This is a genomic window from Flavivirga algicola (assembly GCF_012910715.1).
GTDB classification, from domain to species: domain Bacteria; phylum Bacteroidota; class Bacteroidia; order Flavobacteriales; family Flavobacteriaceae; genus Flavivirga; species Flavivirga algicola.
Genome location: NZ_JABBHF010000012.1, coordinates 76353 through 91431 on the forward strand (window position 1 = coordinate 76353; position 15079 = coordinate 91431).

At 31.8% G+C, this 15079-nt stretch carries 15 protein-coding genes; 6 read left to right on the plus strand and 9 right to left on the minus strand.

Annotation, left to right across the window (positions count from 1 at the left end):
- Positions 1-5 precede the first annotated feature (5 nt).
- From HHX25_RS18105 to HHX25_RS18130, 6 genes are all read left to right on the plus strand, one after another.
- Positions 6-347: a hypothetical protein gene (locus HHX25_RS18105; RefSeq protein WP_169676416.1), complete on the plus strand. Its 342-nt coding sequence runs from the start codon at positions 6-8 to the stop codon at positions 345-347.
- On the plus strand, positions 348-1001 hold the full coding sequence (locus HHX25_RS18110; RefSeq protein WP_169676418.1) for an alpha/beta hydrolase: 654 nt from the start codon (positions 348-350) through the stop codon (positions 999-1001).
- Positions 1002-1038: 37 nt separating this feature from the next.
- A complete protein-coding gene (locus HHX25_RS18115) occupies positions 1039-1557 on the plus strand; it encodes a DUF4440 domain-containing protein (protein ID WP_169676420.1) in 519 nt (172 codons plus the stop codon).
- Positions 1558-1816: 259 nt separating this feature from the next.
- Positions 1817-2446 (plus strand): leucine-rich repeat domain-containing protein, encoded by a 630-nt coding sequence (locus HHX25_RS18120; protein WP_169676422.1) that lies wholly within the window; start codon positions 1817-1819, stop codon positions 2444-2446.
- A gap of 64 nt (positions 2447-2510) precedes the next feature.
- Complete coding sequence (locus tag HHX25_RS18125; protein WP_169676425.1) at positions 2511-3317, plus strand: hypothetical protein; 807 nt, start codon at positions 2511-2513, stop codon at positions 3315-3317.
- 101 nt (positions 3318-3418) lie between these two features.
- Positions 3419-5359: a beta-L-arabinofuranosidase domain-containing protein gene (locus HHX25_RS18130; RefSeq protein WP_169676427.1), complete on the plus strand. Its 1941-nt coding sequence runs from the start codon at positions 3419-3421 to the stop codon at positions 5357-5359.
- 57 nt (positions 5360-5416) lie between these two features.
- On the opposite strand, the gene HHX25_RS18135 is transcribed toward HHX25_RS18130, so the two are convergent.
- The 9 genes from HHX25_RS18135 to coaBC all read right to left on the minus strand — a co-directional run bounded on the left by HHX25_RS18135 (position 5417) and on the right by coaBC (position 15078).
- On the minus strand, positions 5417-6121 hold the full coding sequence (locus tag HHX25_RS18135) for a response regulator transcription factor (RefSeq protein ID WP_169676429.1): 705 nt from the start codon (positions 6119-6121) through the stop codon (positions 5417-5419).
- 3 nt (positions 6122-6124) lie between these two features.
- Positions 6125-7666, minus strand: coding sequence for a sensor histidine kinase (locus HHX25_RS18140; RefSeq protein WP_169676431.1), 1542 nt, complete (start codon positions 7664-7666; stop codon positions 6125-6127).
- A gap of 116 nt (positions 7667-7782) precedes the next feature.
- Positions 7783-8367 (minus strand): dephospho-CoA kinase, encoded by a 585-nt coding sequence (coaE, locus tag HHX25_RS18145; RefSeq protein WP_169676433.1) that lies wholly within the window; start codon positions 8365-8367, stop codon positions 7783-7785.
- Positions 8364-9323, minus strand: a complete 960-nt coding sequence (locus tag HHX25_RS18150) for a YbbR-like domain-containing protein (protein WP_205958067.1) — start codon at positions 9321-9323, stop codon at positions 8364-8366. Before HHX25_RS18150 ends, coaE begins: the two co-directional genes overlap by 4 nt.
- Positions 9320-10327, minus strand: coding sequence for a glycosyltransferase (locus HHX25_RS18155; protein WP_169676436.1), 1008 nt, complete (start codon positions 10325-10327; stop codon positions 9320-9322). The genes HHX25_RS18150 and HHX25_RS18155 overlap by 4 nt, the downstream gene beginning before the upstream one ends.
- Positions 10328-10391: 64 nt before the next feature.
- Positions 10392-11210, minus strand: coding sequence for an enoyl-ACP reductase FabI (locus HHX25_RS18160; protein ID WP_169676438.1), 819 nt, complete (start codon positions 11208-11210; stop codon positions 10392-10394).
- Positions 11211-11269: 59 nt separating this feature from the next.
- The gene (gene recN, locus HHX25_RS18165) at positions 11270-12922 is read right to left on the minus strand and encodes a DNA repair protein RecN (protein ID WP_169676440.1); all 1653 of its coding nucleotides are present in this window, start codon (positions 12920-12922) and stop codon (positions 11270-11272) included.
- A 64-nt stretch (positions 12923-12986) separates the two neighbouring features.
- Positions 12987-13874, minus strand: a complete 888-nt coding sequence (porD, locus tag HHX25_RS18170) for a type IX secretion system protein PorD (protein ID WP_169676442.1) — start codon at positions 13872-13874, stop codon at positions 12987-12989.
- Positions 13867-15078 carry a bifunctional phosphopantothenoylcysteine decarboxylase/phosphopantothenate--cysteine ligase CoaBC gene (coaBC, locus tag HHX25_RS18175; protein WP_169676444.1) on the minus strand — a complete coding sequence of 404 codons (1212 nt, stop codon included), beginning with the start codon at positions 15076-15078 and terminating at the stop codon, positions 13867-13869. Before coaBC ends, porD begins: the two co-directional genes overlap by 8 nt.
- Position 15079: the final 1 nt, after the last annotated feature.

Consider the following 15079-nt stretch of genomic DNA (forward strand, 5'->3'; position numbering starts at 1 on the left):
TTATAATGACTGAGCAAGATGTTGAAAGAGGTCGTAAAAATGCCATAATAAGTTATATTACAATTTTTGGAGTCATAATTGCTTATTATTTAAACAATGAAAAGGATAAAAAAAGTCCTTTTGCAAGTTTTCATATTAGACAATCTTTAGGCTTATGGCTAACCTTAATTATTATAAATTTATCTATCGTATCTAAATTCGATATATTCACTTTAAGATTATCTGTTTATATTTTCTTTAGTGTTCTCTACATATATGGTCTTTCCAATGCTATTGCAGGAAAAGCTCAAAAAGTTCCCTTAGTTGGTAACTTATATCAAAAAATATTTGCAAACCTTGGTAAATAAATGATTAAAAATACACTCTCTTTACATCATATAATTCGTGAATCTTCATTAACAGATAACGCACCATTGCTAATTATGATGCATGGTTATGGAAGTGATGAAAATGACCTGTTTTCATTTGCCAGTGAATTACCCGAAGATCTTTTTATTATTTCTGTAAGAGCGCCTTATCCTATGCAACCTTACGGAAATGCATGGTATGCTATTAATTTTGATGCCGATAAAGGGAAATGGAATGATAGTGAACAAGCTAAAGAATCTCGCGATTTAATTTCAAAATTTATAGATGAAGCCGTAGAAGCTTACCCTGTTAATAAAGACAATGTATCCCTTTTAGGATTTAGCCAAGGAAGTATTTTAAGCTATGCCGTTGCTCTAACCTATCCAGAAAAAATTAAAAATGTCGTTGCTTTAAGCGGTTATGTATATGAAGATATTTTACCTCAGGATACAACCAAGGATTATTCTCATCTAAACTTTTATTGTTCCCATGGCAGTGTCGATCAAGTAATTCCTGTTGAATGGGCACGACAAACTGCTCCGTTTTTAAACAGCCTTAATATAAAACACCAATATTCGGAATTTCCTGTTGGACATGGCGTGGCTCCTCAAAACTTTTATGAGTTTAAAAATTGGCTGATAAACAATAATTAATATATTTCGTACCTTTTAGTCATTAAAAATGACAAAAATGAACCGATTATTAATTTGCTTTATATGCTTGATTATTTTGTCAGGCAATAAGACTATTGCTCAAAATATTGATGACCTAAAAGATATTAATGTCCAAATTTGGAGCAACTTCAAAAAATCTTTCGAAAGCCTAGACTATAAATTATTCGAAAGCCTGCATAGCAATGACTTAATCCGAGTCAATGGAGGTAACTACAAATCTATTAGAAATAAAGATGCTTATTTAGGAAACTATAAGGAACGTTGGAAAAATAATTCTTTAAAACAAACCATCTCTTTTAGGTTTTTAGAGCGCATTTCTAAAGATGGTATGGCATCTGAACGTGGATTTTACAAGTTTACCATAAACCCAGACAGTGAAAACCAAAAATCATATTATGGTAAATTCCATGTTATCTTAAGAAAAGAAGAAAGCCTTTGGAAAATACTAATTGATTACGATTCTACAGAAAATGAATCTATTGATGAGGTATCATACAATAATGCCTTTGCCATGAATGACTTTGAAAAATATTAAATAAAGTTACTTAATACTGGTTTAAAATCATCATAAATATATTTTAACAATATATTCTATTCTTAAAAATATTATTGAAGAAATGCTATATCTAAACACTTTTAACATATAGCATCAAAAAAACAGAAATGCTATCTTTAAGTTTCTGTTAAGAATTATAAATTAATTGAGAAATACATTAGATTTGTAAGAAAACACAATAGGCTATATGTATGCTAACGCATCTACTCATTAATCCATATTATTTAACAAAAAAATCATGAATGACAAAACCTACACTTCGTTAGAAAAAGCTTTAAAAGAAAAAGAAAAAGTATACCACTTAAAATTAGCAAACCAAAACTTGAATCAATTACCTGAATCTATTAGGCTCTTATCAAACATAGAATATCTTAACTTGAATGGCAATCAAATAGAAGTTCTTCCAGAATGGATAAGTGAATTAACCAATTTAGGCACGCTTTATGTAAGCAATAATAAGCTAAAAAAATTGCCAGCAAGTATAGGGACTTTAAAAGGGTTAGGCGTTTTGGATTTATCTAAAAACGAATTAGTTGAGCTACCAGAGTCCATAGGAAATCTTGAAGAGCTTTTCCACTTACACTTAAATAGAAATAAATTAACAGCCTTACCAGATAGTATGGGGCAACTTAGTAATCTGGAAAAAATGGATCTTTCAGAAAATCAAATAATGAGTATCCCTGAATCTTGGGAAAGTTTGGACCAACTATATGAATTAGATTTGTATAAGAATAATATTTCTGATGATGGTAAAGACAAAATTCAGAGTATACTTGAGTGTTGCGATGTTAATTTTGATGAAGTAAGAAACTTCCACGACTCAGATTTTAGTTTGTATGAAGAAGACCTGATCGATGAATGGGATTAGTATTTTAATTATCTACAGTAGATTATAAAAATAGATTCCAATAAAAAAATGATTAAGGTATTTTATGACGCATGCACTGAGGTTAACCATTATATTCTCTATTTTTATGCTTTTCTTTGGTGGAAAAAAACATCAAAAACAATCACCTATGTCCATAACCAGAGGACTCAAGCCTGCCATTGCAGCATTTACCAATCTAGAACAAAAACTTATTATAAAAGTTGCTAAAAAACTAGAAAATAATGGCTTCCCCATTGATCAATTAACAAGAATTCATCTTAAAAAAAGAATTATTAATGATAAAGATTATTATTCGTATAATGAAATTACATTCTTTATTAACCCTGCGATATACAAACAGAACGAATTTAACTGGGGCATTGAGAACATTGGTATCGCATGGGAAGATCCTTCTGTTATAAGAACACCAGATGGCGGTATTGAATTTGAAACTGGCTATAAAACAAAACCTGAAAATCTTGTCATGACTCTTTATCGTTTACAGGATTCTTATAACTACGCTCCCCTTTTAAAAAATCATAATCTAATATTAAACAAAATAAACGACGTACTAATAACAAATCCTTTAGAGGAAGCCAAAGATTTTACTTCTAAAGGACTATTTGAATTAATTAAAAATTATCTTGTTATATTAATCGCCGATAATGAAAATGCAGGTTTATATGAAATGACCATAAGAAGAATGGATCATGACTTAATAGATTTTAAGCATTACAATGGACTCATTGAACAATATTGTTTAAAAATAAACATAAACACTTCAAAGGTAGAAATATTAGATAAATTTGATCCAACATTTTTTCCAACACCCGTTGCCCCTATTCCATCCAAACCTTTTAATAAAAATTAGAAAACAAGCTAGTATAAATATGAGGTTAAACAAATCATATTAAAACCAACATCAGTTAATCAATGAAGACGTTTTTTTTAAAATTTTCTATACTTATTTTAATGAGTAGTATAAATAGCTATTCACAGCATTCAACATTAAAAGATTTACCAAGTAATAGGATTAAACCCCATGGTTGGGTCAAAGAGTTTTTAAAACGTCAGGAAAGTGGATTAACAGGAAACCCTGAGGAAAGTGGATTTCCTTTTAATACTGGGATGTGGACTGAAAATATGAATTATAAAGACAGAGAATTTAATGGAGGTAGCGGCTGGTGGCCTTACGAACAAACTGGATATTACCTTGATGGTGCCTTACGATGTGCTTACATGAACCAGTCACAAAAACTAAAACAAAAAGTACTAAATAACATTGATTATGTACTAGCAAATATAGATAAAGACGGTGTGCTACATGCTGGGAAAATTGACGATGACTGGTGGCCTTTAGTTGTCTTTATGCGTATGTTATTTGAACAATATGAAAATACTCAAGATTCTGAATTACTAAAGGCTTTAGAAAATCATTATCAAGCAACTTATAAGAAAGAAGAAAGTTATAATATCCCAAAAAGTGGAGGTTTTGAAGTTCGTTCTGTACTACACTTAGAGCATTTAATGTCTTTATACCAAGTAACTGGCAATGAATGGTATTTACAGGTAGCCAAAAGATTATACCATAAATTTGAAACGAATTTATTAGAATCTCCTAATGGTGCTGGCATGTTAACCGCAACGGGGATGGCAAAAGGCTTAAAACCGAGTGGTCATGCTGTTACATATCACGAATTCTTGAAGATTCCCGCTATTTTATACTATTACACTAAAGATGAGAAATACAAAGAAGCTTTGTACAAGGCATACAAACTACTTGAAAATCATCATGAACTTGCAGACGGGCTATCGAGTGGTATTGAGGAATTACATGGCAATAATACCGATATGGCGCACGAAGTTTGTAATGTAACCGATTATAACTGGACAAGTGGTTGGGCTTTGTTAGCTACTGGAGATGCCTACTTTGCGGACAAAATGGAAAAGGTAATCTATAATGCTGGTTTTAGCAGCATAACGAGCGATTTCAAAGCACATCAATATTATAGCACGCCAAACATGCCTATTTCTTCCGATGTCTCTAGTTTTTACAACGACAATACGAATTGGGGGTTTACTGGGAAAGGACGTTTATGCTATCGCCCAGGTCATGATACGGAATGCTGCACAGGAAACATCCACCGTATGTTTCCCACTTTTTTAAACAGGTCTTGTTTGGTTGGCAAAAAAGAGGCAAAAATTGTCTTTTACCTGCCTGGCACATTTACAATTCCCTTTGGTAAAGAATTCTTATCTATTACGCAAGACACCAACTACCCCTTCTCGCATTCGGTATCATTAAACATCAACACAGCACCAAAGAAAAATATAACCTTAGGGCTTAGAGTACCTGGATGGTGTGATAATTATACAATAATTTTAAATGGTAAGGAGATTAAAAATGGACATAGAAATAGTTTTTTCGAAACTGTTTCCAGAAAATTCAAAAAAGGAGATCAAATAGAAATTACATTTAGTACAAAGCCTAAAATTGAAAAGCGACATGGAATAGCTATAAATTATGGCCCATTGGTTTTTTCATATCCCATTGAGGCAAAAAAGAGAATTACTACAAATGATGAAGGGCAGAAATGCAGTCCTGAATTCCCTGCTTATCAGTTATTTCCTAAAGAACATCTTAATTGGGCCTATGCGATCCCTTCAGATATTACAAGCAACGATATAAAGGTTATAAAAGGCAACCAAGTCGGATACCCTTGGGGTATTAGAAATTCTCCCATAAAACTGCAAGTTAAAGCACGTGCTGTTTCCAATTGGAGTTTAAAATATCATACCTCAATATCGGAAATTCCTGATAAAGTCTTATTAAAAGATGAACCAGAACAAATATTAACACTTGAGCCCATAGGAACAACGTTGTTAAGAATCACAGAATTTCCTGTTTATTAAACAAAAAATCCAGCTAAAAGCTGGATTCAATATCACGATCACGATCAAAAGTATTTATCAAGTATTAACTACCAATCTAAAACCTTCTCCATGAATATTCAATATTTCTACTTTTTCATCCAGTTTTAAATATTTACGCAACTTAGCTATGTATACGTCCATACTACGGGATGTAAAATAATTATCATCACGCCATATTTTGGTAAGTGCCAATTCACGTGGCATTAAATCATTTTCGTGTAATGCCAATAAACGTAATAATTCATTTTCTTTAGGCGATAATTTTACTGGTTCGCCACCTTTAAAACGCAAGAAACGCAATTTAGAATTCAAATCGAAACTTCCTATTTTAAATTCAAATTGTTTGCTATCAGAAATTGTTTCTGTGGCTTTACGTTGAATAATGGCCTTAATTTTCATTAACAAGACTTCACTATCAAAAGGTTTGTTTAAATAATCGTCTGCTCCAACCTTATATCCTCTTAAAACATCTTCTTTCATGGTCTTAGCCGTCAAGAAAATAATTGGTACATCAGTATTCTTTTCTCTTATTTCTTTAGCTAAAGTAAATCCATCTTTATAAGGCATCATAACATCTAAAATGCATAAATCGAAATCATCTTTTTTGAATTTTTCAAATCCTTCCATTCCGTTTTTAGCATGCGTTACCTCATAATCATTCATCATTAAATAATCTTTAAGAACGGTTCCGAAATTAGGATCGTCTTCTACTAATAAAATTCTCTTTTTTTGATCTTCCATAATTTATGATATTAGCGGAAGCTTTATAGTGAATGTGCTTCCTTTGTCTTTTTCACTTTCTACAGAAACATGCCCTTGGTGATCATCTACAATACGTTTAACATAAGCCAAACCTAAGCCGTGACCTTTAACGTTATGAATATTTCCTGTATGTTCCCTATAAAATTTTTCGAACACTCTTTTAACAGCAGCTTTACTCATTCCACTGCCATGATCTTTTATCTTTAATAATATATTTGTGCCTACATTTTCAGTATACACTTCAATCTTTGGTGCATCTGGAGAATACTTTATGGCATTATCCAGAATATTAACAATAACATTGGTAAAATGAGTTTCATTCGCCAAAACAGAAGATTTTTCTGCCTCAAAAAACGTTTTAATATAGCCTTTTCTGTTTTCAACTATAAGTCTTACATGTGTAATGGCATCATGAACTAAATCATGTAACTTCACTCTGTCTTTACCAATATTAAGTTCGTTTTTTTCTAATTTAGATATTCTCAATACATTTTCAACCTGAGCGTGCATGCGTTTATTTTCTTCCTTTATCATAGTAAGGTAACGCACCACCCTATCTTTATCTTCTATTACTTTAGGGTTCTTGATAGCATCTAAAGCCAGATTTATGGTTGCTATAGGCGTTTTAAACTCATGCGTCATGTTGTTGATAAAATCTGTCTTTATTTCAGATATTTTACGCTGTTTTAAAAGTTGGTACAAGGCACTTGAATAGGCTATTATTATAATAGATGTAAAAACTATTGATAACAATATCATTCCTATGATCGATGATAAAATAAATTTTCTATCATCTGGAAAATTAATCAAAAGCCTATAAAGGCTTTGATTATTTTCATCATAAAAAATAGGCACACTAAAAGTAGATTTTTTGTCATACTCAAAACCATCACTACCTACTTTTGTTGCTAAATCATTATCATAAATAGCGAATTCAAAGCCTATATCAATGTCATCTTTTCTAAGTTTGTTTGATAATAACTCACGAATCTCTTCTTCGGAAACCCTTTGATGTACTGGTTTTCTTTTTGAAATTGCTTTGAAGCTTTTTTCAAAACTTAATCTTTGTGCATCGTCCAGACTTCCACTTCTTATAATTTTTGAAATTGGGCTTTGTAGAATATCTTTTTCAGACAAGTCAAAATTACTATAAACCTCAGTACTAGAATTGCCCATTATATTTTTAAGACCAATACTATCTATATTTAAACCAATGTCAAGGAGCGACGAAGATAATTTATAATTTTCTTCAAAAACATTACTTCTATAAATGAGCATTTCCTTCGTGTCGTCATTCTTTTGATAAATCAACAACTGAGAAACAGCTTCTTCATCTACTTTTTTATCTTTATCTAAACTTAAATATTGTGAAAAATATTTTTCCGATTCATTCTCCTCAATAGTTTTAGAAACATGACTAAGCGCACCTTTTACAGAAAACTTAAATCTTTCTTTTTCATTTTTTACAGAATCATTTATATAATAAGCTTGAATAGATATAATACCAATAAGCGATAAACTCATTAGTATTATTAATAGGATGAATATTCTTTTGCTCACCATTCAAAATTAATATTTTAACATTTATGACACTCTCCTTTTAACCTTACATTAACAAAAATGTTAAAATTGCTTCTTTTTCAGGCTCTTTTAAGAATATCTTTATGGATATCAACAACTTGATTTTTAACAACTTCCATATCTATATTATTAATAACGTAATGCGAGTGTTTTATTTTTTCTTCATCAGTCCATTGGTTCTTCATTATAGCCAAAATCTTATTTTCTGTTGTATTATCTCTCATTAAAAGACGTTTTATTCGTAAGTCCTTTGGAGCAGTGACAGTAATAATATAATTACATGCTGAATGTCCTCCATTTTCAAATAAAATAGCTACTTCTTTTATAATATAAGGCGCGTTTTGTTTTAATAACCATTTTTCAAAATGCCTAGCTACTCTAGGGTGAATAATGGCATTCATTTTTTGCAAAAAAGTTTTATCATTAAAGATAATATCTGCAATAAATTGTTTGTTTAATATATCGTTAACATATGCGTTTTCTCCAAATAACTGAATGAGTTTTCTTTTAATAATTTTGGATTTACACATAAGTTTTTTAGCCTCAACATCTGCGATATAAACAGGCACTCCCAATTTCTTAAACTGTTTAGCAACCGTTGTTTTTCCACTTCCAATACCTCCTGTAAGCCCTACGATAATCATTTTGTTATTATAAATTCTATGCGCTGTTGATTAATTTTAATGTTTTTAACTGTCTTTGGATATTTAACCAATTCTGGCACTAAAAGAGATTGATTTCCCATCGCTTTGGTATAATCGCAAACAACTTTAAAGTCTTTATTTGTGACTGAATTAAAATTACTCAAACTAATATAATAAGAGACGTTTATTTCTCTTGGAAAATATTTTAACTTCATTCCTTTTGGGACGTTAACAATATTAACTGGGATTTTTAATGTTCCTTCCGTAAATTTTTCCACATGAGCTTTTATAACCACACTATTTTCAGAAAATTTCAAATCGGAAGTGTTTTCAGGTAACTTAAGCTTAGCTGTTTCTTCCAGATTGGATTTCACGTCGTTAAAAACAGTTTCTTCTGTTTCTAAAAAGTCCATTTTAGAAACCAACAAATCGGGACCTATAACAACAATGGAATCGGGATCTGAAACTAGCTTATCAGAAACATCATATCCTGGTATAAAATTAACCGTAGCATTTAATTTAATCGGGATTTTTTTGACCAAATTAACACCATATTTAAACGTTAATCTATCTGGTGAGATATTAAGCAATTCTACTTGTTCGTCAAACTGCGTATTGTTTAAATATGCTTTAGACTTATTCCATAAAAAGACAGCTTGTTTTTTATCGACATCATTACTAAAATCTATCTTAATATTAGGTTTGGAAACATAATACTTAAGCCATTTAAATCCATGTGTTTTTAAAGTGATGTTTAGCATGATCGAATCATTTAAAATCACATATTCCTCAGGGACATTTATTTTTTCAATACCAAAAGTCATGGTATTAGTATATTCTTTTGACAGTTTGGTAAATATTAGAATTATAAATGCGAACAATAGAAACAAAATAAATACATTAATTCTTTTGTTCCTTATTGAAGTTAGTATTTCTGATTTTAATTTTTTTATCATTTCGATTTAAAAAATAATTCGGAAAAATACATTTCTGGATTTTTATTAAATATTGAAACAACTAATGTTGATTTTAAAAACCCATAACCATATCCAAAAAACTGGATGACTATAGCTAATAAAGAAAGCATAGAAACCACCACACTCTTTGTTGCTACTAAAGCCAATATAAATGCTATTACAAAATACAACATATACCCCACTAAACCCCAATTAAAATTTAAAAAAGTAAGTAGTATTGAAATGATTAGCCCAACGCAAAAGACGGCAGGAAACCAATATGTGATTTTTTTTGTAGTGGGATGCCACTTATTTAAAATAGGACGTACCAATCCAAATTTATGAACCTGCTTATAGAACTTGCTCCAAGAAATACGGCGCTTATGATAAACAAAAGCTTCTGGGATTAACTTTGTTTTATAGCCTAAATCCCAAAGTCTTATGGACAAATCGGGATCTTCTCCAGGATGAATCCTTCCAAACCCCTTTGAAGCGATAAAAGCTTCTTTTGAAAGTCCCATGTTAAAGCTTCGTGGCTGAAACGTATCTACACTTTTTTTATTGCCTCGAATACCTCCAGTAGTAATAAACGATGTCATTGAAAAGTTAATGGCCTTTTGTAAGCTTGTAAACGAATTATGCGCCGCATCAGGTCCGCCAAAGCAGTCTACATAGTTCTCTGCTAAACTCTTTTCAACTTCGATTAGGTAATTTTCTGGTAAAATACAATCGGAATCTAAAATGATAAAATAATTTCCTTTTGCATTTTGCATCCCAAAATTTCTTGAATCACCTGGTCCTGAGTTTTCCTTAAAAAAATAAGATATATCAAGTTTTTCCCTAAAGGCATCAACAATTTTTTCAGAGGATATTGTGGAGCCGTCTTCAACGATAACAATTTCAAAAGGTGTATTTCCCTGTAAAGTCTTAAAACTCTGTAAAAGCTCTTGTATTTCGTCAGGACGATTATAAACAGGAATGATAAAAGAGAACTGTAATTGCATAAAACAAATGTAACAAAAAAGCCACCGTTTCATAGGTGGCTCGTTTTCAATATTTAAAATATTTTTAGTCCTCTTTCATAAAAGTTTCCATAACAGCATCGCTAACTCCCATGTTACTAAAACCACCATCATTGTATAGGTTTTGAAGTGTTACACGTTTTGTTAAATCACTAAATAAGGAAACTGTATAATTCGCACAATCCAATGCTGTTGCATTACCTAAAGGCGACATTTTATCGGCATAAGCTATAAAACCATCAAAACCTTTAACCCCACTTCCTGCTGTTGTTGGTGTAGGTGATTGGGAAATGGTATTAACGCGTACATTTTTATCACGTCCGAAGAAATACCCAAAACTACGCGCAATACTCTCCAAATAGGCTTTATTATCGGCCATATCATTATAATCAGGAAAAACACGTTGTGCTGCCATGTAAGTTAAAGCCACAATACTTCCCCATTCATTCATAGCATCTGCTTTGTATAGTGTTTGCATGACTTTATGGAAAGACATCGCCGAAACATCTGTTCCCTTTTGTGTCCAAGCATAATTTTGGTCTGTATAATGCTTTCCTTTTCTAACATTTATAGACATGCCTATTGAATGCAGTACAAAATCTATTTTACCTCCCAGAATTTCCATAGATTTTTCAACCAAATTCTGCAAATCCTCTTCAGAAGTTGCATCGGCAGGAATAATTTGAGAGCCTGTTTTTTCTGCTAATTCATTTATTTGCCCCATACGCATGGCAACTGGTGCATTTGTCAGTACAAAGGTTCCGCCTTCTTCATGTACACGTTCTGCAGTTTTCCAAGCAATTGAATTAGAGTCTAATGCTCCAAAAATGATTCCTTTTTTTCCTTTTAATAAATTATATGACATACCTTTAGGTTTATATTTTTTTTAGTTATTCTATTTTTATTGGCGGACAAAGATACTAATTAATTAAGCAATTCTTTAGCATGAGCAATCGCAGAAGAAGACATTTCTACACCACCTAGCATTTGAGCTATTTCTACAATGCGCTCATCATGATTCAGTTTTACAAGATTGGTTTGGGTAATGTTATTGATATCTTCTTTATAGACTTTAAAATGTGCATGTCCTTTCGCTGCAATTTGTGGTAAATGTGTAATAGAAAACACCTGCATTGTTTTACTCATTTGCAACATTATATCTCCCATTTTGTTTGATATTTCTCCCGAAACTCCTGTATCTATCTCATCAAACATGATGGTAGGCAACTTTATGTATTTTGATAAAACCGATTTTATTGCCAGCATAATCCTGGACAACTCGCCTCCTGAAGCTGCTTTTTTAAGGGTATTAAAATGACCTCCTTTATTTGCTGAAAACAAAAAGGATAGTTCATCCTTCCCATTAGTGAAAAAAGTATCGCTATAAGTCGCCTCTATTTTAAATTGTGCATTCGGCATCCCTAAACTAGACAAAATACTTTCTAATTGTTCTTTTAGTTTCGGAATGACTTCTGTTCTCTTTTTATGGATGGTCTTAGAAATCGTATTTAATTCCGTGGTTTTAGATTCAATTTCCAATTGTTTTTTCTGAATAGTATCATCTAAATTTTCTGTTATCGATACTTTTTCTTCAAGAGTCTCCCTTATTTTGATTAGTTCTGAAACATCTGCAGCCACATGTTTTTGCATCAAATTATGGAGCATTTTTAATTTAGAATCTACCGCTTCCAACCTATTGGGGTCTATCTCTAAATGCTCTTGTAAAATGTTAACTTCACTAAACACATCATCCATGTCTATCAAACTACTGTTAATTCTACGGAAAAGATCTTCATATTTAGATGAAAACCCAGAGAGTTTTTGAAAGGTATTCTTTAATGTTGTTAATGTAGACAAAGCACCTACTTCTTCTTCGCTTAATAAATGATGCGCTTCATCTAAATTTTCTTTTATTCCTTCAATGTTATTAAGGGTCTCGTACTCCTCTTCTAAGGTCTCTAGTTCACCATCAACTAATTTAGCCTCAACTAATTCATTTAATAAAAACGAATTATAATCATGTTCTTTAATCGCTTCGGCTTGGAAAACCAAAAGTTCTTTTAATTCTTTTTGGAGTGTTTTATATTTTTTTAGTTCTTCTTTATAACTCTGTAAGACTTTGTCGTGGCTAGCAATGGCATCAATAACTTGAAATTGAAACTCATTACTAGTGAGTTCCAGTGTTTGATGTTGCGAATGAATATCTATTAAACGCTCACCTAACAATTGTAAACTACTAAGGTTAACTGGGGAATCATTTACAAAAGCCCTTGACTTTCCTGAAGGTAGGATCTCTCTTCGAATGATTGTTTGCGATTCGTAATCGAAGTCCTCGTCTTTAAAAAGCGATTTTAAATGATAATCCGAGATATCAAAAGCGGCTTCAACAATACACTTTTGGTCAGTATTCTTTAAGCTATTTAAATCGGCCCGTTTTCCTAGAATCAAAGATAGCCCTCCTAACAAAATTGATTTACCTGCTCCTGTTTCTCCTGTAATTATGGACAGGCCATCGTTAAAATCGACATGTAGCGTATCTATTAAAGCGTAATTTTTTATTGAAAGTGATGTTAACAATGCTATTTTCAGTATTTAATTTCTGGAAATAAATATAAGGAAAGCGTTTTAAATATTGAGCAACTTAAAACTTAATCTTTTGCCATTTTGTACTATGCATTGGCGCTATTTTTTGGAGTGTTTCTTTAACACTGGCTATATTTACATTAGGTCCATCACTAAAGATTTGCTCAATCTCATCGGCTTTAGCATCAAAAAAGGTACGTAGTATAAAAGAGTTGGGCCTACGTCTATTCATAGCTTGAAATAGCTTTAGAGAAGCTGCAACTTTTTCTTTACCTTCTTTTGTTTTTTCACTCATAACATCCAAACCTTCTCTATGGTATGTATACAAAACCTCTCTAAATTCTTTAAAAGTTGGGGACAGTACATTATCTATAAGGGCAAATCTACTTTGTAAACCGTCTTCTAATTTCCACCCTTTAAAATTGCCTTGTTGCGAATAATTTGTAATCACCTGTGCTTGCTTATAATATTCGTCACCTCCTTTTTTAGAAAAAGAATCGGCATCTAATGCTAAAATCATATAGACATGATATGCTAATACGGATATTAAATTAGATTCAAATTGGTTGGGGTTAAAGATTAGGTTTTGAAATTCTAAATATCTAAAATTAAAATCTTTATCATTAAAATTATAGATTGGTGTGCTAAACGAAGAACCAAAAACTGGGCGTGATGACTGCACTTGAATAGATGCCTGAAACGCTTCCCCACTATAATCTGTAACATTTATAATCATGCTACAATCTATACGCTCTTGTGCTTTAAATGTTTTACCTGTCCATTTAGTATTATTAACAAACTCGTTTAGTTGTTTTTCTAATGTTTTAAAAATGGGAAAATTTTCGTTACCTGTTTGTTGAGCATTAACAACAACATCACAATTTAGTTCTTGCGAAAACCCTTTAATTCCCAGACAAAATATTAAAACAACAAGAATATTACGCATGTGTTTGTTCTATAATTTTATTTAATAAATCTTTGGCTACTTCTGCTTTAGATTTTAACTGAAACTCCGTGATAATGTCTTTATCATCAATAAAAGTGACTTTATTGGTATCACCTTTAAAGCCAGCTCCTTTATCTTTTAACGAATTTAAAACAATTAAATTTAAATTCTTTCTTTTTAATTTTCCTTTTGCATTTTCAAGCTCATTATTAGTTTCTAATGCAAAGCCCACCAAATATTGATTTTTTTTAATTTCTCCTAAAGAGGCCAAAATATCTTTTGTTTTTTCTAACTCTAAAGTTAACGTTGGTTCTTTCTTTTTTATTTTTTGAGAAGCAACTTCTTTTGGTTTAAAATCTGCCACGGCTGCCGAAAGTATAGCAATATCTACATCTTTAAAATATGTATGCACAGATTCATACATTTCCTGTGCACTAGTAACGGAAACGACCTGTATTAATGCATGTGCTACTTTTTGATGCGTTGGTCCTGTAACCAAAATAACTTCAGCTCCTAAGTTTGCTGATGCTTTAGCTATTTCAAACCCCATTTTACCACTGGAATGATTTCCTATAAAGCGAACAGGGTCAATAGCCTCATAAGTTGGTCCCGCTGTAATAAGCACCTTTTTCCCCTTTAAAGGTAGTTTATCTAAAATATCATTCTCAATAAAAGCTACAATATCTTCAGGTTCAGCCATTCTGCCCTCACCTACCAAACCGCTTGCTAATTCACCACTGGTAGCTGGAATCATAATGTTTCCAAAATCTTTTAAGGTATTGAAAGAATGCATCGTACTTGGGTGTTTATACATATCTAAATCCATAGCTGGTGCAAAGTACACGGCACATTTTGCCGACAAATACGTTGCCAACAACAAATTATCACTAGTACCATTTGCCATTTTAGAAAGTGTATTAGCCGTAGCTGGTGCAATAACAAAAACATCAGCCCAGAGCCCTAAGTCTACATGGTTATTCCATACAGCATTATCATCTTCTTCGTTTATAAAAGATGAATGCACAGGGTGCTTTGAAAGTGTAGATAAGGTTAAAGGCGTTATGAAATCTTTAGAAGCGGGTGTCATAACTACTTTTACGTTAGCACCTACTTTTATAAATAACCTTACTAATGAAGCAGTTTTATAAGCGGCAATACCAGCACTGATGCCTAAAAGTATATTTTTGCCGCTTAGTATTGACATT